Annotated in this window: 22 protein-coding genes; 8 read left to right on the top strand and 14 right to left on the bottom strand. The window is 40.0% G+C overall.

Features of this window, described 5'->3' with window-relative positions; genetic code table 11:
* Positions 1 to 82: 82 nt before the first annotated feature.
* From V6C27_10650 to V6C27_10640, 3 genes are read right to left on the bottom strand one after another with little or no spacing between them, the layout of a single operon-like run.
* Complete coding sequence (locus V6C27_10650) at positions 83 to 988, bottom strand: radical SAM protein (GenBank protein ID MEG6616874.1); 906 nt, start codon at positions 986 to 988, stop codon at positions 83 to 85.
* A 58-nt stretch (positions 989 to 1,046) separates the two neighbouring features.
* On the bottom strand, positions 1,047 to 2,402 hold the full coding sequence (locus V6C27_10645) for a sigma-54 dependent transcriptional regulator (GenBank protein ID MEG6616873.1): 1,356 nt from the start codon (positions 2,400 to 2,402) through the stop codon (positions 1,047 to 1,049).
* Positions 2,402 to 3,919, bottom strand: a complete 1,518-nt coding sequence (locus V6C27_10640; protein MEG6616872.1) for an ATP-binding protein — start codon at positions 3,917 to 3,919, stop codon at positions 2,402 to 2,404. The genes V6C27_10645 and V6C27_10640 overlap by 1 nt, the downstream gene beginning before the upstream one ends.
* 558 nt (positions 3,920 to 4,477) lie before the next feature.
* Between V6C27_10640 and V6C27_10635 the strand changes: the two genes are divergently transcribed.
* The 8 genes from V6C27_10635 (at position 4,478) to V6C27_10600 (ending at position 12,880) form a co-directional block, all read left to right on the top strand.
* A complete protein-coding gene (locus V6C27_10635; GenBank protein MEG6616871.1) occupies positions 4,478 to 5,428 on the top strand; it encodes a sulfite exporter TauE/SafE family protein in 951 nt (316 codons plus the stop codon).
* A 21-nt stretch (positions 5,429 to 5,449) separates the two neighbouring features.
* On the top strand, positions 5,450 to 5,917 hold the full coding sequence (locus V6C27_10630; GenBank protein MEG6616870.1) for a DUF1634 domain-containing protein: 468 nt from the start codon (positions 5,450 to 5,452) through the stop codon (positions 5,915 to 5,917).
* Between the two features lie 70 nt (positions 5,918 to 5,987).
* A complete protein-coding gene (locus tag V6C27_10625) occupies positions 5,988 to 6,593 on the top strand; it encodes a CBS domain-containing protein (GenBank protein ID MEG6616869.1) in 606 nt (201 codons plus the stop codon).
* Positions 6,594 to 6,628: 35 nt separating this feature from the next.
* Positions 6,629 to 7,447 carry a WYL domain-containing protein gene (locus tag V6C27_10620; protein ID MEG6616868.1) on the top strand — a complete coding sequence of 273 codons (819 nt, stop codon included), beginning with the start codon at positions 6,629 to 6,631 and terminating at the stop codon, positions 7,445 to 7,447.
* 260 nt (positions 7,448 to 7,707) lie between these two features.
* Positions 7,708 to 8,742 (top strand): sulfite exporter TauE/SafE family protein, encoded by a 1,035-nt coding sequence (locus V6C27_10615; protein ID MEG6616867.1) that lies wholly within the window; start codon positions 7,708 to 7,710, stop codon positions 8,740 to 8,742.
* A gap of 193 nt (positions 8,743 to 8,935) precedes the next feature.
* Entirely contained in the window at positions 8,936 to 10,438 is a 1,503-nt protein-coding gene (locus tag V6C27_10610; GenBank protein ID MEG6616866.1) for an SLC13 family permease, read from the top strand.
* Positions 10,439 to 10,754: 316 nt separating this feature from the next.
* On the top strand, positions 10,755 to 12,257 hold the full coding sequence (locus tag V6C27_10605; GenBank protein MEG6616865.1) for an SLC13 family permease: 1,503 nt from the start codon (positions 10,755 to 10,757) through the stop codon (positions 12,255 to 12,257).
* A gap of 80 nt (positions 12,258 to 12,337) precedes the next feature.
* The gene (locus V6C27_10600; protein MEG6616864.1) at positions 12,338 to 12,880 is read left to right on the top strand and encodes a carbonic anhydrase; all 543 of its coding nucleotides are present in this window, start codon (positions 12,338 to 12,340) and stop codon (positions 12,878 to 12,880) included.
* Positions 12,881 to 12,920: 40 nt separating this feature from the next.
* Here V6C27_10600 and V6C27_10595 read toward each other — a convergent pair whose 3' ends face one another.
* The 11 genes from V6C27_10595 to moaC form a co-directional block, all read right to left on the bottom strand.
* Positions 12,921 to 13,325: a hypothetical protein gene (locus V6C27_10595; protein MEG6616863.1), complete on the bottom strand. Its 405-nt coding sequence runs from the start codon at positions 13,323 to 13,325 to the stop codon at positions 12,921 to 12,923.
* Positions 13,326 to 13,344: 19 nt separating this feature from the next.
* Positions 13,345 to 13,974, bottom strand: coding sequence for a CBS domain-containing protein (locus V6C27_10590; GenBank protein ID MEG6616862.1), 630 nt, complete (start codon positions 13,972 to 13,974; stop codon positions 13,345 to 13,347).
* A gap of 59 nt (positions 13,975 to 14,033) precedes the next feature.
* A complete protein-coding gene (locus V6C27_10585) occupies positions 14,034 to 14,726 on the bottom strand; it encodes a hypothetical protein (protein ID MEG6616861.1) in 693 nt (230 codons plus the stop codon).
* Positions 14,726 to 16,009, bottom strand: a complete 1,284-nt coding sequence (locus V6C27_10580) for a sulfite exporter TauE/SafE family protein (protein ID MEG6616860.1) — start codon at positions 16,007 to 16,009, stop codon at positions 14,726 to 14,728. Before V6C27_10580 ends, V6C27_10585 begins: the two co-directional genes overlap by 1 nt.
* 160 nt (positions 16,010 to 16,169) lie before the next feature.
* Complete coding sequence (locus V6C27_10575; protein MEG6616859.1) at positions 16,170 to 16,628, bottom strand: sigma factor-like helix-turn-helix DNA-binding protein; 459 nt, start codon at positions 16,626 to 16,628, stop codon at positions 16,170 to 16,172.
* Positions 16,629 to 16,944: 316 nt separating this feature from the next.
* A complete protein-coding gene (locus V6C27_10570) occupies positions 16,945 to 17,409 on the bottom strand; it encodes a hypothetical protein (GenBank protein MEG6616858.1) in 465 nt (154 codons plus the stop codon).
* Between the two features lie 360 nt (positions 17,410 to 17,769).
* Positions 17,770 to 19,059, bottom strand: a complete 1,290-nt coding sequence (locus V6C27_10565) for an ArsB/NhaD family transporter (protein MEG6616857.1) — start codon at positions 19,057 to 19,059, stop codon at positions 17,770 to 17,772.
* Positions 19,060 to 19,287: 228 nt separating this feature from the next.
* Entirely contained in the window at positions 19,288 to 20,043 is a 756-nt protein-coding gene (locus V6C27_10560; protein ID MEG6616856.1) for a HesA/MoeB/ThiF family protein, read from the bottom strand.
* Between the two features lies 1 nt (position 20,044).
* A complete protein-coding gene (gene mobB, locus V6C27_10555; protein ID MEG6616855.1) occupies positions 20,045 to 20,536 on the bottom strand; it encodes a molybdopterin-guanine dinucleotide biosynthesis protein B in 492 nt (163 codons plus the stop codon).
* Between the two features lies 1 nt (position 20,537).
* Positions 20,538 to 20,984, bottom strand: a complete 447-nt coding sequence (locus tag V6C27_10550; protein MEG6616854.1) for an MOSC domain-containing protein — start codon at positions 20,982 to 20,984, stop codon at positions 20,538 to 20,540.
* Positions 20,972 to 21,466 (bottom strand): cyclic pyranopterin monophosphate synthase MoaC, encoded by a 495-nt coding sequence (gene moaC / locus V6C27_10545; protein MEG6616853.1) that lies wholly within the window; start codon positions 21,464 to 21,466, stop codon positions 20,972 to 20,974. Before moaC ends, V6C27_10550 begins: the two co-directional genes overlap by 13 nt.

Raw genomic sequence — 21,466 nt, 5'->3', positions numbered from 1 at the left:
ACTAGCACCGCCTCTAATTAAAGACTATTATTGTCCATGATATCACATAAATAAAACCCCTGCACCATGCAGGGGCTTAGTTTTAAACAACCCTATCCAAACCCAACTCTCTAGCCTTTTGTAGCACCCAACGGTGCTCACGACCACTGGTGGGGCGGCTGATTTCTGGAAATTTGCTAGCATTATGGGCCGGGTAATATTGATCCATAATGTTGATATATGTATGGGGTGAAATTTCATTTGCTAGGTACTGTAGCACCATTTCACTGCCAGAAACATCATTGGGCATTACTAGGTGCCTTACCAGTATACCCCGAGTGGCTATGTTTTGATTATTTTTTTGCAGGTCTCCCACTTGCCTATGCATTTCTTTAATGACTTTTCTCGCCACTGTAAAATAATTCGGGGCTGCTGCATATTTTTCTCCTTGCTTATCAATGGAAAACTTGATGTCTGGCAGATAGATGTCCACTATACCATCCAGTAATTCTATGGTTTTTATTTCATCATAACTACCAGTGTTGTATACCAAGGGAATATTTAAGCCCTTTTCAGCGGCTATTACTAAAGCCTCTAAAATTTGGGGCACAATATGGCTGGGAGATACTAAATTTATATTGTGACAACCTATCCGTTGCAGGTCAAGCATTATTTCCGCCAACTCATCTGCACTTACTTCTCTGCCTTCTCCATTGTGACTGACCTCACAATTTTGACAGAACTGACAAGCTAGATTGCAATAACTGAAGAATATTGTACCGGAGCCGTTTTGTCCCACCAACACATCTTCTTCCCCAAAATGTCTGCCAAAGCTAGCGACCACAGCCTCTCTGCCCACTCGGCAAAAACCTTTTTCGCCTTGCAGGCGGTTAACATGACAATGTTGGGCACAAACGGTACAATCCGCCAATAGCTGCACCGCCTGTTGAGCTCTCTCTTTTAATTCTTCTAGCTTTATTGTTTTGTAAGCTGGTATAAAGTTACCCAATATCTATCGCCACCTTAAGAAAAGCTCGTAGGGTTATTTTACCCACGAGCTTCCAATTTTAACCTAAGTTAATATTATACTTTTGGCTACGGTAAATCAAGGCCGAACGGGTGATCCCCAATAATTGAGCTGCTTTAGTTTGATTGCCACTGCTTTTCGTCAAAGCCTTTAAAATCAATTCCTTTTCCACCTGTTCCAGTGAAATACCTGTATCGGGAAAATTAATGATGCTTTCCACATCTTCGTGACCGTTCTGCTGCAACTCTTTTGGTAAATGCTCAGGTAATACCGTATCCCCCTGACAGATAATCACAGCTCGCTCGATAACATTTTGCAGTTCCCGGATGTTACCTGGCCAATTATAGCTTAATAACAAATCCATAGCTTCTTTAGATATATTTTTTACCGGATGGGTACCCATCATATACTTAAACAAAAAGTTGTTTGCCAATAATGGAATATCTTCTTTGCGGTCTCTTAGGGGCGGTAATTGAATGTGTATAACATTCAATCGATAGTATAAGTCCTCCCTAAATTCACCTTTTTCCACTGATTTTTTTATATCTTTATTGGTGGCTGCAACTATCCGCACATCAACTTTTAAAGTTTCTGTACCACCTACCCGTTCAAAGGTTCGTTCTTGTATAACCCGCAGTAATTTAGCCTGCATTGATAAAGGCATTTCTGCTATTTCGTCTAAAAAAATAGTCCCTTTGTCCGCCAGCTCAAAGCGCCCCGTTCTCAAAGCCACCGCCCCGGTAAAGGCACCTTTTTCGTGACCAAACAGCTCACTTTCCAACAACTGCTCCGGCAGGGCAGCACAGTTTACCGGCACGAATGGATTATCACGCCGTTCACTGGCTTGGTGAATGGCCCGGGCAGTCACTTCTTTTCCGGTGCCACTCTCACCGGTTATCATCACGGTGGCATTAGTGGTGGCTACCCGATCAATCAGCATCATTACTTCTTTCATGGCCTGACTTTCACCTATAATGGTGCCATATTTCTTGCTAAGCTCAGATCGCAAAAACGATACCTCAGAAACCAGTTTGCTGTACTTCAGTGCCTGTTTAACCACCATTTTTAATTCATCTAAATCAAAGGGTTTGGTAATATAATCCACCGCCCCTAACTTCATTGCTTCAATGGCAGTTTGAATGGTGCCATGGGCGGTAATCATAATTACTGGTACGTTAGGGTGAATTTCTCGGATAATGCTTAACACTTCCAAGCCATCCATCTCAGGCATTTTTAGGTCCAATAAAATTAAGGATGGGCCCTTTTCTTTTAATAAGTTAATTCCCTGGTTACCAGAGGTGGCGGTAACAGCGTGATAACCTTCTTGCTCCATTGCCCTTTTTAATGCCCAACACATATACTCCTCATCATCAATAATCAAAATCTTAGGAATCATTAATTATCCACCCCCTGCTCGACAATGGGTAGTATAACTATAAAAGTTACACCGCCTTCTTCGTTGTTCTCGACTTTGATGTCTCCTTTGTGCATCATTACTATTTGTCGGCAAATCGTTAACCCCAAACCAGTACCTGTATCTTTGGTTGTGAAAAATGGCTCAAATACTTTTTTAATATCACCTTCCTGAATTCCTATACCGCTATCTTTAAATTTTACCATCACCTGATCTAAGTTATAGCTGGTGCTAATAACTAACCGTCCACCATGAGGCATTGCCTGTACCGAGTTAAGAATCAAGTTGACAAATACCTGTTTTATGCGATCAGCGTCAGCATAAACATGCGGTAAATTCTGATCATAAATAGTCTTTAATTTAACTTTGTTTTGGCGCAGTTGCGCACTGGTAAAGGTTAACACAGCATCTAACAATTTGTTTAGTTGTAGCAATTCCTTTAATGGTTTACTGGGTCTACCATAGGCCAATAACTCTGTTATTACTTTGTTCTGACGATCCACTTGATTTTTAATTACATGACAATACTCTTGTACTGACGGTTCATTTACCTCCCCTTCCATCAATTGCACAGTGGTTTTAATAATGCCTAACGGATTGCGCAATTCATGGGCAACCCCGGTCACCACTTGTCCTAAAGAGGCTAAGCGCTCTTGACGCCTCATTTCTTCTTCCAATCGTTCCTTTTCAGCCAATGAACAGGCCATTTTATTAATGGCTCCAACAATTTGGCCCATTTCGCCGGGCATTTCTGGCAGCAAATTGTTTATATCCTTTTCTAGATTCTCTAATCCTTTTTTAATTCTACGCACATTTAATGTTAAGTTGTTAATCACCACAAAAGCACCCAATCCACCAATTACTATCGCCAGTAAGGAAAAAGATCTACTCATCGTCCGAAACTGACGAGCTTGATCAAAAATTGGGTGCAATCGCTCATCTGCCCAAAGCACAGCAACAATCTCATCGTTATATCTTATAGGCACAAAGTTTTGAAAAAATCTATCGTCAGGCTCCCCGGAAATGGTAGCCAAAGGATGTCCGCTGGCAATTACACTTTGAATACCAGCATAAGAACTTTTAAATATTTCCTTTTCCCGTTCCACTTGTTCATCTGCGGATAATTTACGGTAGTTGTGCAAAAAGCCCTTTACTACCAATTCATTGCTTTCAGGAATATAAAGACTTAGCCTGACACCAGGATTTATTTCCACCTTCGGTGTTGCCACCTCAGAAAATAGTTCTCCTAAGTAAGCATGTAGCTCTTTAGTGTTCATTTGCGACATAAGTTTTTTATTAGCAAACATTTGGGCGTTCAAGTCCTGTGAAACAGTCTGAACAATAGTTCCCAGTCTTTCTTCTTTGGCCATAAAGGTTATTTCTTCTTTTTTGCCGGCATAGTGATTGTCGTATAAAATTACCAATGCTGGGATGACCAGTATTATTAAGGTAATCACAATCACTTGAAACCGCAAGCTCCGACGAGAAAATAACTGCATATTAATATCCCCCATCATCAACCAACTAATTAACCAAATTTCTAAATTTTATATGGCAGAAAAAAATAGTGTCTGAATATGGACAGTTGTTGTACGTTAACATTCAAGCTTAAAAACATTTGATTTTACCTTAATTATAAGACTTTTTTTGCCCTGGTGACAATTATTTTTTAACTGCTGATTGTTTTTGTACAGTTATGTACAAGAATATAATTCGCTGTGTGTTAACAAACCCTCACATGCCAAGGGTTTGTTTGTTTTTGTTTATGTTGGCATCGTTATTGCTTATTACCTACGATGAGGGCGGTTATTAGAAGTTTTGGGAAATTAATATCAAGCAAAGAAGACTGAAAAAAAATAAGACACTACACAAATTATAACATAAATCATGTTCTTGAAAACAGATAAATAATGCTCAAACCGCCAACATGTTACCAACACCTGAAGGGAGGGATTGTTCATTTTAGATCATTAGAGTTTGCTAGAAGTCATGCAATGATTTATGACATTATATTTTTACTAAAGTTAGTTAAAATTCATTTCAACGGGGGATTTAAAATGTTAGAAATAATTGTTGAGAAAATTAGTTCTATAACATTGGCTGTATCAACCGCCATGCCCGATATTGCCAATTCAGTAGCAACCGCTGCCGGCAACCCTGGTACCCCATGGTGGATTTGGCCCGCATTATTACTAGTAACATCATTTGTGCTAGGTATCGTGGCGGTATTGGCCGGTGTAGGTGGCGGTGTATTGTTTGTACCAATTGTCGGTAGTTTCTTCCCGTTTAACTTAGATTTTGTCCGCGGAGCTGGTTTAATAGTTGCTCTATCAGGTGCATTGGCCGCCGGTCCCGGATTATTAAAAAAAGGGTTTGCTAATTTAAGGTTAGCGCTACCAGTGGCTTTAATCGCCTCCACCTTTAGTATTATCGGTGCTTTTATCGGTTTGGCACTGCCACAGGATATTTTGCAGATTGCTTTAGGGGTAACAATCAGTGCCATTGCTATGTTATTTATTTTCTCAAAAAACAGTGACGTGCCCAACGTTCCGGAGGGCGGAGATGGCTTAGCTAAAAAATTAAAAATATGTGGTACTTATGTTGAAGAAACCTCCGGCAAACAAATTAATTGGACTATATGGCGTACCGCTCAAGGTTACCTAACGTTTATTTTCATCGGCCTGATTGCCGGTATGTTCGGTCTTGGCGCCGGTTGGGCAAACGTGCCAGTGCTAAATTTACTGATGGGCGCACCACTTAAACTGGCCGTTGGTTCCAGTAAATTTTTGCTCTCCATCACAGATACATCGGCTGCATGGATTTATCTCAACCAAGGGGCAGTGCTGCCGATTATAGCAGTTCCCTCAGTAATAGGTATTATGCTAGGCTCACAAGTGGGTGTTAAATTGTTATCAAAATCCAAGCCTAAAACTGTGAGGTATCTAGTGATTGCCATGCTCATCTTTGCCGGTATTAACTCAATTCTAAAGGGTCTGGGAGTAATGTAGTTTTTTAAGGAGGTAAATAATATGGCAAATAGCCAATTAGCTAAACAACAAGTAAATACAGCAGTCACCAATCAACCTCTAATGAATGTTCCCGCTGAACAGGTGGCTTATGCGAAAATGATTAACTACGGACAATGGTTGGGCTTAGCTGTGCTGGTTGTAACATTCTTACTATATGTCACCGGAATGGTGCCCGGAATGGTTCACCCCAGTGAAATTGCTCAAAACTGGCATTTAAGCGCCCATGAATATCTTGAGGTGACTGGATCTCCTACAGGTTGGGAGTGGTTAGGTATGCTAAATTATGGTAACTTTTTAAGTTTGCTGGGGGTTGCCTGGCTTGGTGGTTTAACAATAATTGCTTATCTAATATTTTTAGTACCAGCTTACCTAAAGCAAAAAGATATTGCATTCTTCACTATCGCAATCACTGAAGTTATCGTTCTGGTGGTTGCTGCCTCTGGCATCCTCGGTTCTGCCGGTCATTAATAAGGCATAAAATTTAGGGCGACTCAGTTTGGAGTCGCCTTAACCTTAATATAATTAGGAGGTAAAAATTGTGTTACCACCTGAAAATTCCACAGCAAAGGATATTATGTTACCTGTTGACAGTTACCCAATAATCTACGAAAATGATACTGTTAAGAGAGCATTATCTAAGTTTCAGTTTTCTTTGTGCTCTTATCAAAACAAGAGACGCAATCTATTAGTGTTGGACCAAGAGGATAAACCCATTGGTTGGGTAACTTTAAGAGATATTTTATCAGTAATTCAACCCATAAGCACCCTTAAGAGCTACATTCAGGGTTGGAACTTAGCTGATTATAACGGGCCTGCCACCTATTTTGCCCGTGAATTTTACAACAGTATTGATAGTAATTATTGGCAAAAAACACTCACTGAATTGTGTGAAAATCTAGCAGACAAAATAATAACTGATATAATCAGGCCATTAGAATCAGGGGCAGTGCATGCCAATACATCACTTCACACAGCGGCAACCATTATGTCAGAAAATAATATTTCTACTTTACCAGTGGTAGAACAGGGTAAATTGGTTGGCTTTATTCGTGCAGAAGATATAGTATTAGAAATGGCTAAGGTTGTTATGAATGTGCCACATACAGAAAAGGGCAAGCTAACGATTCCTTCAACAAGTTCATGAGGGGCATTTAAAGTAAAATTGAGGAGAGGATAATTATGGGTAGAGCCCATAAAAAACATAATCATGCGGCGAATCTTAATCTAATATTAAATGAGTTAAGAAAAACATCTCGTGATGGAGGTTTAACGCTGAAGGAATTATGCGAACTCTGCGGGGTTTGTAAAAGAAACATATACAGGTATCTTAACGAAATAGAAGAAATGGGCTTTGAACTTGTTCGGCCATTGCAGTCAAAGCCTGGGCAAATTGGTCACGGCAAGTACCGGTTACGCAGAAAAACTTTGCCAGAAACTTCAGTAGATACTAATTTAATGATGATTATGGGACTAAATGCGCAAAGGGAATTACAATATCGTGAGCATTTGAAAATCATTAATGAATTTTTTATCAGATATTTGGCGGCGAAATATTGTTTGAGCTTGCCTGCAGACTGGAAATTACCTGAAGAAAACGAAGAAAAACAAAGCTCTGCATTACAAACTTGCAAACAAACAACCTCTACGCAGGCTGTATTACAAAATATACATTGCAATAAAAATAATAAGGAACTGGTGGAAACTGCTAAGATTATCATCAGTCCAACTGCAGCGGAAAGTTATAAACGGGAGTCGGTGCCTTCAGAGTTAGTTTTAGAAGAAGTGTTATCTGATGGTTCAATACTAATCACCCTTAAACTTAATACTTGCAAAGAAATATTACCTTGGGTATTTCAATGGAGTGGAGAAGCGGAAATAGTGGAACCAAAAAGGCTACGGCTCAAAATGAAAGAATATTGTAACTCAGTCATTAAAGCCCACCGCAGCAAGTACCTATCGCGAAAATTATCTTATCTGCATGCTACAGAAATTAGCTAAGTTTTAATTAAAGCTAACACCGTGATTATTAAAAATCACGGTGTTTATTTTTGTGCAAAACTTGTATGATAGTTCACTTAAAATGTTACATGACAAAAATAATTTCATACTTAGAAATTCAAAGTAAATCTTTATGTGCTTAACAATCACAAACATAATATTAATAAACAGCTTATTTTAGCACTGTACAATTTAATTCACATATTTTAGAGTAGTGATAATAACATTGTCACTGCTATAGCAGTTAAGGGGCTGACATTATGTACTTAAACTATGACAGCGCCGTAATTTTCATTAACCCCTACATTATTTTACTTATTGGTTTTAGTATCGGTATTCTAGGAGCTTATTTTGGATCGGCTTCAATGTTTCTTACCGTTCCTGCAATGAACATTTTTGGTGTGCCCATGGTGTTTGCCATTGGTTCTGATTTAGCACATGTTTGCGGAAAAACATTGTTTAGTAGCCGCCACAACAAATTTTTTAACTGGCAATTAACTGCAATTCTAAGTATTAGCGGTGCAATTGGTATCTACCTTAGCTATAACTTGATAGTATTTTTAGAACAGTATCATATCGCCGATACCGTTATTCGTAGCCTATATATAGCACTATTAATAATTTCTGGGGTAGTAATTCTAATTCGCCAAAGTGTTGTCAGTAATAATTTACAATTGCTACCCAAAATCAGTACTGTAAAAATACCGCCTATTATTGAGTTAAACCCGGTAATCAAAGTTACTCTATGGATTCCAGTCTTACTTGGCACTGTGTTCGGTTTATTAACCGGATTAATTGGTGGCGGGTCGCTGATGGTGCAAATTCCTTTACTAACATACTTTCTCGGTCTGCCTGTTCCAATGGCCTTGACCTCAAGCTTTATTACAGTATTGACAACATCAATCATCGGCATAAAGTTGTGGTCATCGTCCAGCTTTATCTCGATAATAATTACAGTTTTGTTGCTGATTGGCGTTGTGGTTGGTTCCCAATTGGGTTATGCAGCGTCCAAAACAATTCCTAAACATAAATTTTCAACCCAAACTAAAGAAACTCTGTTGATTATGTCAGGAGCTAAAACTTCTTTAGCATTGGTGCTATTAATGATTGGATGGGTAAAGTTTGCTAAACTGCTAATAGTAGCTGCTTTATTACCACCTGCCGTTGTCACTATTATTTTTTTGTTATTGGAGAAGTTTGTCATCAGTAATGAAATATATCACGCTGAAAAACTAAAACCTGATAAGAATATGCAAAACAGTATTATTGAACCATCCAGCACAAAAACTGATTAAGTTTTATATTTTTAAGCCATGGATTGTGAAATATAATCCATGGTCATATCAACAGGAAGAAGGTGGTATTACTACTTTTAATTTGGCATAACAAGCACCTTTTAGTACAAGTAAATATTTATAACTCAACAAAATATAATTGCAAAGCACCTTAAGATGTACAGACGATATTTGAATGGAAAGAGGTGTTCTTATGAACAGCGCTTCTCAAGTAACAGCCGATGTTGCCACCAATGTTAATCCTAAAAAGAAAATTAACATCACTAGAATAGCCGCAATATTAGCTGGTTTAGGAGCATTTGCATTATTTTACTTTATGCCATCACTAACGCCAGCAGTGGACCCCATGGGTAACAGCTTTGAATTATCCAGGGAAGGACAGTTAGCCATTGGACTGTTTTTATTGGCTGGTATTTGGTGGGTTTTTGAAGTAATACCAATTGGTGTCACCAGTCTTTTAATCGGTGTCGCCCAGGCTGTTTTTTTAATTCGTCCGGCGGAACAGGCCTTCGGTAACTTTGCAGATTCATCGGTGCTCTTTATTCTGGGTTCATTAATGCTGGGTCTAGCCTTTAGTAAGGTCGGTTTAACCAACCGCATGGCCTTTAAAATGCTAACGGTTGTTGGCGAAGATTCTAGAAAGATTTTACTTGGTGTTTTTATGATTACCATCGGTCTAACTTTAATCATGGCTCACACTGCGGTGGCAGCCACCATGTTCCCGTTAATGATGGTTATCCTCAAAATGTATGATGAGGACGAAAAACCAAGTAACTTCGGTAAAGCAATGTTTATTGGTTTAGCCTACTGTGCTGGTGCCGGTAGTTTGATCACTATGTTAGGAGCCGCCCGCACCGCAGTGGCTGCTGGTTTCTTTCAGGAGTTCACCGGTAACTACGTCTCTTTCTTGGAAGTGACAATAGCAATGGGACCCTTTGGTCTCTCCATGGCTCTGATCACCTGGTTATTGTTGTCATTTGTTTTCTGTAGACCAGAAAAGAAAAGCATCCCAGGACTGAGGGATAAGGCAAAAGAAGTTTATTCTCAAATGGGTCCTTTATCTAAACAGGAAATCTTTGTTGCAATTTTAGCGTTAACAGTGGTCGTTGTCCTAGCTTTACAGAGTTTTATCCCTGCGTTAGCAGCTATTGGCAGAACTGTGCCCATTCTCATTGCCATTATCCTGCTCTTCTTAACTAAGACATTTACAGTAGAAGATCTCGAGAAAGGTGTGCCTTGGAACATCGTACTGTTATTCGGTGGTGCCATGAGTATTGGTCTCTGCCTTTGGGAAACCGGGGCTGCCCAATGGATGGCCGTTCACTGGTTGGCTATGTTTAATGATGCCCATTGGTTAGTATTTCTACTGGGAATTGCCTGCTTAATCATTGTGCTTACCAACTTTATTATGAACGTGGCTGCCATTTCCATTACCTTGCCAGTGGCACTGGTTGTGGCTGGATACCTAGGGGTTAACCCATACCTAATTTTGTATGCCTCTTTGGCCGCGGCTGGCCTACCTTACATGTTGCTGGTGGGAGCAGCGCCAAACGCCATTGCTTATCAATCTAAGCAATTTACCACTGGACAATTCTTTACCACTGGTATTCCATTTACCATTATTGCGGTGGCGATGATTGGGTTATTTGCCCTAACAATCTGGCCGTTACTGGGTATCCCGGCCATACTGCCTTAATTAATTAAACTTTTAACAATCAAGGGGATTTCTCCCCTTGATTGTACTTGCTTAAAAAACTAATGCAAATTTGGAACACCCAGTAATGACAAAACCATTGTCAGCTACGCTGCATGGATGTATAATATTGTTATTAAAATAACAACCGATCCTACCGAGATCAAGGAGGGATGTCTAAACACATTTAACCTGTCACACTGTCATAACTTGCACCTTTTGGAACAATCAAATTTGCTACATACTTAATAATTAACTGATTAGCCTCGTACCTTTAAAACTTTACCAATTAATGGGAAAAGAGGGATCTTAAATGAGTATGAGTAATGCTGCTCAGGCAACAGTTGATGTTGCCACCAATGTTAACCCTAAAAAGAAAATTAACATCACTAGAATAGCCGCAATATTAGCTGGTTTAGGAGCATTTGCATTATTTTACTTTATGCCATCACTAACGCCAGCAGTGGACCCCATGGGTAACAGCTTTGAATTATCCAGGGAAGGACAGTTAGCCATTGGACTGTTTTTATTGGCTGGTATTTGGTGGGTTTTTGAAGTAATACCAATTGGTGTCACCAGTCTTTTAATCGGTGTCGCCCAGGCTGTTTTTTTAATTCGTCCGGCGGAACAGGCCTTCGGTAACTTTGCAGATACATCGGTACTCTTTATTTTGGGTTCATTAATGCTGGGCCTAGCCTTTACTAAAGTTGGCTTAACCAACCGCATGGCTTTTAAAATGCTAACGGTTGTTGGCGAAGATTCTAGAAAGATTTTACTTGGTGTATTCCTAGTCACCATCGGGCTAACTTTAATCATGGCTCACACTGCGGTGGCAGCCACCATGTTCCCGTTAATGATGGTTATCCTCAAAATGTATGATGAGGACGAAAAACCAAGTAAATTTGGTAGAGCAATGTTTATTGGTATGGCCTATGCTGCTGGTGCCGGTAGTATGATTACCATGTTAGGGGCCGCCCGCACCGCAGTGGCTGCTGGTTTCTTCCAAGAGTTTACCGGTAACTACGTCTCTTTCTTGGAAGTGACAATAGCTATGGGTCCTTTTGGTATCGTCATGACTCTAATCACCTGGTTATTGCTGGCATTTATTTTTTGTAAACCAGAAAAGAAAAATATTCCTGGATTGAAGGAAAAGGCAAAAGAAGTTTATTCTCAAATGGGTCCTTTATCTAAACAGGAAATCTTTGTTGCAATTTTAGCGTTAACAGTGGTCGTTGTCCTAGCTTTACAGAGTTTTATCCCTGCGTTAGCAGCTATTGGCAGAACTGTGCCCATTCTCATTGCCATTATCCTGCTCTTCTTAACTAAGACATTTACAGTAGAAGATCTCGAGAAAGGTGTGCCTTGGAACATTGTACTGTTATTTGGTGGTGCCATGAGTATTGGTCTCTGCCTTTGGGAAACCGGGGCTGCCCAATGGATGGCCGTTCACTGGTTAGCTATGTTTAACGATACCCATTGGTTAGTATTTCTACTGGGAATTGCCTGCTTAATCATTGTGCTTACCAACTTTATTATGAACGTGGCTGCCATTTCCATTACCTTGCCAGTGGCACTGGTTGTGGCTGGATATCTAGGGGTTAACCCATACCTGATTTTATACGCTTCTTTAGCCGCAGCAGCTCTGCCATACATGTTGCTGGTGGGAGCAGCGCCAAACGCCATTGCTTATCAATCTAAGCAGTTCACCACTGGAGAATTCTTTACTACGGGTATTCCATTTACCATTATTGCGGTGGCGATGATTGGGTTATTTGCCCTAACAATCTGGCCGTTATTGGGTATCCCGGCCCTACTACCTTAATTCAGGTATACCAAAGGGCCTTTACAGCTAAGATAGAGATAACGCCCTAGCTTACTAAATAACGAAAGGCGGATGCTGAAATGACAACACTTATTAGTGTTAATAACAAGTCAGATATTTACAGTAAATATCAAAATACGCCTATAGCTGAATTATTAGAATACCAGAACCTTAACAAACCTTTTGAAAAAGTAGATCATGCCAAAATTGTTGTTGGAATGTGTATGGATAACCGTAAAAGCTTACGCATCCCCGAAAACTTTGCCTATGTTCTCAGAAGTGGTGGCGGCAACCTGCGCAACTTAGAATTTTGCGTTTCATATGCGGTGGCCGTCGGTGGGGTAAAGGCCATTGCCTTAATAGGTCACAACTACTGTGGCATGGTTAATTTGGCTGCCAAGGAAGAAAAATTTGTCAATGGACTGGTGGCGGCTGGTTGGGAATACCAAGCAGCAGTAGATCACTATAAACATTTTGCACCCCATTACGAAATTTGCAACGAACTAGATTTTTTACAAACTGAAACCAAAAGGTTGCGCGATAGATATCCTAAAATATTAGTGGCGCCCTTAATGTACCAGCTGGAGGATAATAGATTATATTTGCTAGACGAAGACAGATAAGTATTTAAGACAGGGTTAAAACCCTGTCTTAAATTTTTTATTATTTCCAATTTATGGGCAATATCAAACCATTTTTTCCCGCTAAATATCTTATAAACACTTCATTTATCAGGTTAAGGTGCTCACGGTACTGTTTTTCCATATGGGAATAAAAATTAATTAACATCACCAACTCCATATCGGTTTGGCATATCTGAAGCACTTGGGCACTCAACCGATACCGTCCCTTACCTTTATTTTTGCTGTTTACTTGGGATGGTCTAAGCAGTTGAAAACCCATAGTTTCTATTTCCCTGAGGTATCTATAAACATTTCTAGTACTTACACCGCACAAATCAGCTAACTCTTCCAATGTTGAACCACCCCGCCCGGAGGTTCTTACCAGTTCTTTTAGCACTAAACTAACATTATTTACAAGGTTGTGCTTACCTTTTCCCCTAACCATTTCCTTACTCCTTACAATTTTAGGGGCAATGGACGGGGGGTTTTACTGAAACAGCATATTTTTCATTCTTAATAACCGGCAGGTTCATCATTATGCGAGCGGTTTCTAATATAATATCCTCTGCCCTAATGAAACCGATTAATTCTTCCTTTTCTACCACTGGCAATGTAAATAAGTTTTTTTCATACATTACTGCCACCACTTCTTTTAGGCAGGTGTCATATTGAACAGCATATGCTTCAATGGGCCTCACCAAATTGGTAATTTTCATGTCCGCAATTCTCTCACAGTGCTTTTCCAAAGACGGCCACACATCGTCAGAAACCCACCAAACCAAATGTCGAATATAATGGGAAGACGATTTAGAATATCCAGCTAGGTTCCAGCCTTTAATATATTCTAAATCAATTATTTCAGCGTCGTTTATCTTGCGGGGTTGAATGAGCGCTAAAATATCCCATAGGTTTATCCAACCAACCATTTTATCATCTCTGTTCAGTACCAATAAGCTACGCCGTTTTAAATGGCTGTTGCACAGTGAAAATTGCAATTTAGACAAAGCTCTTTTAATATTGTCATCAATATATATTGAAGGATAACTATCTAATGGTTGGATAATGTCTTTGGCAGTTATATCCGGCATCATCATATTAATACCCCCATTTGGGGTTAGGGTGGCTGTTAAACCACCCTAACCTCTCTCCACAACTAGTGTTTGCTTGTCATCATTATGCCAACACCTTCAAAGAGGTAATAGATAGCAAATCCGTATAGCACTGTGTAAACTAAATAGAAGCCTAGCAAGAATGAAATCAATCCTACGTTGTCCTTAGCGCTCATGCCTTCAATACCAAAAAAGTTATATCCTGGTTCCACCGCTCTCATTTTTACATCTGTTATATAACTAGCAGTGGCAAATTCACCTGCATTTTGCAATGAACCGTTCATTTTATCAAAGGATTTCCACCAGTAATACATTGCTTCTTTGGCATCGTAACCATATGCTTGTTCTAAGGCTATATTATTATTTTTGTACATTTCATCCGCATCATTGATGGCTGATTTAGCAATGGCCCCTAAATCACCGGATACATTAACTTCAGCGCCATTAACGGTCACATCGGCACCGGCTTTTTGAAACAGTATAGCCATTTTATCTGCCATTTCGACGTCATCAGCTTCAAAAGTTACATCTAATTTAGTACCGACCTGACCTTCTGCCTTTTCTAACAGAGCAGGTATCTGATAACTAGAGTCCTTGGAAATGGCGTTAAAAATATCATCTGAGTATACAAAGGCATTATTGCCATCAAAGGATGGTGACCACATATAGGCAAAAATGGCTACAAAGATCGCTAGTAAGATTAAGCCAATAGTAAATTCTTTTTTATGAACAATCATTATTGGCTCACTCCTTTCCCACCGCCGCCACCTACACCGTTAGCAGCTGCTGCCTTCAGTTTACCGATATTGGCCACAAATTTACTTATCACCCATACCGCAAAGAAAATGATAATCCCAAAGAATACTACCGTACCAACAGTATTTAACATGCTAGATACTTTACTACTCAGGCTAATGTACTCCATTTTTACCAACTTGTCAGGCAAAGCAAAAACCCGGTTAATAAAGGCTGCTAGGATAGTAACGGCGTAGAAAGCTTTAATTTGACCGCCAGAAACCACTTTAGTTGTTAGGGCACCAAGTTGAACGCCAACCAGTGAACCCACCAGCATCCCCATGGCCAAGGTATAAAAAACATAGCCATAGATAGCATATTGAGAAATAGCGCTGTAACCAGCGGTGAAGATAATTTGTAAAATGTCAGTACCAACAGTGGTACCAGTGCTCACGCCTAAGCCATAAACAAACATGGGGAAGGTTAAAAAGCCACCGCCTACCCCCATGATAGAGGCAGCTAAACCCACCACTGAACCACAAAGTGCCACGAACCATCCAGAGATTTTTCTACCACCGGGAACAACATGCTCATCAAATTTAATCATCGGCGGTAAATTAGCCTTTTGTAGGCCTTTGGCCAAACCAGTAAGTTGTTCGCCACCACCATGGGCATCTTCAGCATTCTTGTTCTTGAAGTAGTCTGCCAAGGCATATGCAGACAGAAAACCTAACATCACAACGTAAACTAAACTGATGGCAAAGTCACTGAGTATCGGATTATACTCATAAAGGGCCCGGTTTAACGTACCGCCAGCGGTAACCCCAATACAGGAACCACACAGAAACGCCAGGGCTAAACCAACATGCACGTTACCCAACTTTCTGTGCACTGCAGTTCCCATAATTGATTTAGCAAAGATGTGGAACTGGTCAGTACCAACTGCTAGAATCCCTTTAACACCTACACTCATTAACGCTGGGGTAATAATGAAACCGCCACCAGCCCCAATGCACCCTGTAATTAAACCGGCACATAAGCCAATACCAATGGAAGCATAGAAAACCTTTGCAGAAAAGAAAGAAGGTGCATAAGCTGTTTTACCACCAAGGGCTTCTGGCAACGCCGACGCGGCATGGGCCAAAGCTGGTAGTAATATTGGCAAAGCCATTAATAACAGTAATAGAAGTCTTTTTCTATCACGAATAATACTCATGGAGTTTTCGTAATCCCATTTAGCATAGGATCGGGAAGCCGCCATGAGGGCTGTGTATAGCCTTCTCATTTTTAATTCCCCCTTAATTTCAAAGCTTTTTACTATTGGCAAAGGTGCTTAAAATCTATCAAATAAAAATTAGCAGTAATATTAGTGCTAAAGCTTTTCTCCCCCCCTTTCTTGATAGTGAAATAAAAACACTCTTCAGTTGATGAAGAGTGTAAGGCTATTAAATTTCATCTGTCATTTTTAATAAGTTAGTAAGGCTAATTAGCAATTTATCTAAAGCTTGAATTCTAATTTTAAAACAGTTTTGTTCACTGTAACCCAACTGTTGGGCGGTTTTTTCTATTGACCAACCTTCAAAATACCGGTATTTAATAAAGTCCTTTTCATCATCATCAAGAGCATCTACCGCATCATTTATGGAATTAATAATAGTGTTATAGGTATTAAGCATTTCGCGCAAATAAATGGCCCGAGAGCCAGTTATACGGTCTAAAACCACGTCTTCGGTTGAACTATTGATGTTAAATGAACCATTAGTACCTTCAGGCCAAGAATAGTTAGTGGTAATGTTGGGGAGAATTTCGTCCAATGATTGCTGGATATTTTTTTTGCCTACCAAATATGTTTTGTAATTTCTTAGATGTACTTCAATCAGGCGGATTTGCTCTTTTTTATTCACGCGTCTTACCTCCCGAAATATAAAGTAAGATTTGCGACTTATATCACAAGGTTGCGGTTAAAAAAATCCTCTCCTGTTTTAAGAGAGGTATGTAGGCTTAAATTTCTAACGCTAAGCTATGATATAATATTAAACCTTTTTACCTTGATTGTTCTCCACCAAAACTCTACTAAAACTCTACTAACTATTATCAAGGAAAAAAGAAAAACCCCCCGGGGAGCTTTTCTTTTTCCATGGTATCATATTAAACCTTTTTACCTTGATTGTTCTCCACCAAAACTCTACTAAAACTCTACCATACCTCACAGTGATGATGTTAAAAATCCACTGCCAGACTGTTTAAATTCTTTAAGCTGATTAGTAATTTATCCATTACTTGATTGCGAATTTTAAAACAGTTTTGGGAACTGTACCCTAAATATTGAGCGGTCTTTTCCACAGACCAACCTTCAAAATAACGGCATTTAACAAATTTAACTTCATCATCGTCTAGTACTTCCATTGCCCCATCAATTGATTTAACAATTGTCTGGTAAATATTTAGCTGTTCTCTTAAATACACAGCTTTAGATCCCGCGACTCTGTCTAACACTGCATTTTCAGTCGTGGATACAATTTTAAAGATGCCGCTATACCCCTCTCGCCAAGTGTAATTGGTGGTGATATTGGGTAATATTTCATCTAGAGATTGTTGCAAATTTTTCATTGCAACCTTATAAGCTTTATAGTTTTTTAGGTGGCTTTCTATTGTCCGTGCATGCTTTTTCTTAACTGTTTTCATTTTCAATCCCCCTTTAGGGTCGAATTTTCATCTTGTAGTTAAGGCGCTTAAAATAACTTATAATTTGCATTTTGACCAATTATATGAAAGAGTAATGTGCTTCGCTAATACCCAGTTGATGATCCACTTAAATGTGCTTATACAAAATTGTTTTTTCCATTAACAATAGCTAGCCAATTATCACCCCCCAATAATTTCACGAATGTGCCAACAGTCACAATCCTTACTAAAAAAAATTGACGAAGGTGCTTATAGTATTTATTATACCTCTGACAAACTTATGGTGACAATATTTTTTTCACTATAAATATAGAAATAACGGACAACAAGTTTTGCTGCCCGCCATTTACTATTTAAATTCTAGCTCAGGTAGAATAGGTATAGATAAATAGTACTGATAACAATAGACATAATCATTAAAGGAAAAGCTATTTTCATATAGCCCAGAAAACTCATGGGGTGACCTTCTTTAGCTGCCATACCGGAAACAATAACGTTGGCAGAGGCTCCAATTAAAGTGCCGTTACCACCTAAGCAAGCACCCAGAGCCAATGACCACCACAGTGGGTTTAGGTCACCAATAACGTTCATACCCTGGGGTCCCATTTCAATAATCATTGGAATCATTGTGGCCACAAAGGGAATATTGTCTACAAAGGCCGATGCAATGGCCGATAACCAAAGAATTAACATACCGGTTTTCAGCAGGTCACCACCGGTAACCTCAATGGCATACTCAGCTATTTTAGCAATAACCCCATTTTCTTGCAGTGAGCCTACTAATATAAACAGTCCCACAAAGAAGAAAATTGATGGCCATTCCACTGCCAGCAATGCCTCTTCCGGTTCTTCTCTGCTAATTAATAAAAGCAGAGTGGCACCAGCCAAGGCAATGACTGAGTTTTCTATGTGGAGTACATTATGAAGCATAAAACCGACAACTGTAAGGGCTAAAACTAATAACGCTTTTTTCATCAGCACTCGGTCTTTCAATTCCTTAGCAGCATCAAATTGCATAATTCTTTGTTTTAATTCTTCTTTAGCATGTAAATCTTTGCGGTAAATCACCCGCAATATCAAAATAGTAGCGATATAAATCACTATTACCACTGGAGCTAAATTGATAATAAAATCCATAAAACTTAGTCCCGCTGGACCACTAATCATAATGTTAGGGGGATCACCAATTAACGTAGCAGTACCACCAATATTGGCAGCTAAAATTTCACTAATTAAAAACGGCATCGGGCTAATTTTTAACTCTCTGGTAATAGAAAATGTCACTGGCACAATCAATAATACCGTGGTAACATTGTCCAAAAACGCTGATGCAAAAGCGGTAATGGTACACAAAGCAACCAAAATGGCCATTGGCTCACCCTTGGCTTTTTTGGCTGACCAAATAGCTAAAAATTCAAAAACCCCTGATTTTTTAGTAATACCCACAATTATCATCATACCAATTAATAAGCCGATGGTATTCCAGTCGATGTGATGAATGGCTTGCTCATAGTCTATTGCCCCAACAATCACAACTAAAATAGCGCCCGCCAGCGCTACGATTGTCCGGTGAATTTTTTCGGACATAATTAATGCATAAACAATTAAGAAAACTACTATTGCAAATGTGGCATAATATTGTTCTGGCATGCCTAGTACCTCCTCAGAATATAAAAAATATTTAGTTGTCATACGTCTAATAGATGATTATTAATTAATTTATTCCACCACCGCCACCTTTCCTGTGGTAATCAAAAAACACCCGCTAAAAGCATGCGGGCAATGCATATTTTTATCTATCCATCATAAATATTATAGTCCTTATATTTATTTATGACAATATTATTTGTCAGCCAAAATTGATATTTTTTAAATATATTAGTGGCTTTGACCACATACCGGGCATTTAGGATCAGGCAGTATTTCAATCACATCACTGACCATGTCAAGCAGGTTAATGGTAAACAGCCTGCCCACCATTGGCTTGCCAAGATTTAACAATAACTTAATTGCTTCAGCGGCCTGCAGAGAACCAATAACTCCCGGCACCGCACCTAATATGCCAACGGTTGATGTAGTGGGGGCGTTAGCCAGTGGTTGATGGCGAAAAACACAACTAAAACAAGGCCCTTCACCGGGTATAAAGGTCATAGCTTGCCCCTGCATGGCCAGTACACCACCATAGATAAAAGGTATCCGCTGCCGCTGGCAGGCTCTATTAATTATTTGTCTAGCAGCAAAATTATCTGTTGCATCTATTACCAATTGATAAGCAGTTATGCGCTCATCGGCATTACTTTCGGTCAACCGCTCTTGATAAGTAATTACCTGCACATCTTTGTTTAAAGCCTGTAGCTTTTCCTTTGCCGACACCACTTTAGCTTTGCCCAAGTCGTTTTCATTATGAATAATTTGCCGTTGTAAGTTAGAGTTATCCACTGTGTCCGCATCGATGATGCCTAAAGTGCCCACACCGGCGGCAGCTAAATAAAAGGCCACTGGCGATCCCAAGCCCCCAGCGCCCACAATGAGAACTTTGGCCTTTAACAGTTGTTGCTGTCCAGATTCTCCCACACCGGCCAACAAAATATTGCGCTTATAGCGTTCTAATTGGGTTGCATTTAACTCTGACATGTTAACACCTCAGCAACTTCGTTTCCAACAAATCGGCTACTCCTCTGGCGTCATTCCAATTATATACCGGCACATCTCTGTTTAAATCACCATCACTAATCACTGCCAGCAAATGTTTGTCATCTGCAGCGGGGCCAGGAGAAACACCCTGGCGATAAATTTCTAGTTTAGCAGTAGCTGCTCTTTTATATCCTTCGGTAATAACGATATCCATATCAGTTAATAATTCTACCAATTTTTCTAGCGGCCATTCGTCAGATGTTTTTCGCACCACACCAATTTTTTGGGGACTGGCAATAATTACCGCATCGGCCCCTGCCTGGGCATGGCGATAGGTATCTTTTCCCGGCCTGTCCAGTTCTACATTATCATGATGGTGTTTAATGATACCAACATTGTAGCCCCGGCTTTTTAGCTCAGCAATTAGCTTTTCCAAAAAAGTGGTTTTGCCGCTATTGGCCCAACCAACAACTGAAACCACTGGCACCGACATGCTAATTTTTATCCTCGGCTATTTGTTCAATTTTATCTCCTACTTTAACTTTGCCTTCCTGCAGCACTTTAATAAAGATCCCTTCTCTGGGCATAACACAATCACCGGCTTGTTGCCTAATGGCACAACCATGATGACATTCTTTACCAATTTGGGTTACCTCGCCAATGGCCTGATCCCCAATTTTAACCTTGGTGCCAATGGGCAGTGAAACCAAATCAATTCCCTCGGTGGTTAGATTTTCAGCAAAATCACCGGGCCCGACGTCCAGGCCCATTTTCTGCATCTTTTCAATACTTTCAATGGCCAACAGACTTACCTGCCGATGCCACTTACCACCATGGGCATCACCTTCTAAGCCGAAATCTATTACCAAATTACCACTGCCCACATTTTTCTTGCGCATCCCTTTTTCAGGGCTAGTACATACTGCCACTATTTTTCCCATGGTTGTTCGCCCTCCCTGTTAAATTCTCCACTTTTACCACCGGTCTTTTTCACCAGCCTGATATTATCAATTAGCATTCCTTTATCCACTGCTTTGCACATATCATAAATAGTCAAAGCCGCCACACTAACAGCCGTCAGTGCCTCCATTTCCACACCGGTTTTACCGGTAATCCGCACGCTAGCCTCTATTTCCACTGTGTCAGGATATTTAAACTGAAAATTAACATTGGCCCCGGTAATTGATATGGGGTGAGCCATCGGTATCAAGTGTGGTGTTTCTTTGGCTGCCATAATACCTGCAACCCTGGCCACCCCCAGCACATCACCTTTAGCCATACCACCTGTTTCAATCATGGTTAAGGTTTCAGGCTTCATTACTACTTCGCCCCGGGCCACCGCTTCTCGCATTGATTCAGCTTTAGTGCCCACCTCCACCATGCGGGCCCTACCCCTGGCATCAAAATGGGTCAATTCAGACAT

Source organism: Peptococcaceae bacterium 1198_IL3148, from assembly GCA_036763105.1.
Classification (GTDB): Bacteria; Bacillota; Desulfotomaculia; order Desulfotomaculales; family Desulfohalotomaculaceae; genus JBAIYS01.
The sequence above is the reverse complement of the archived record's forward strand: the minus strand, read 5'-3'. Positions and strand labels throughout refer to the sequence as shown.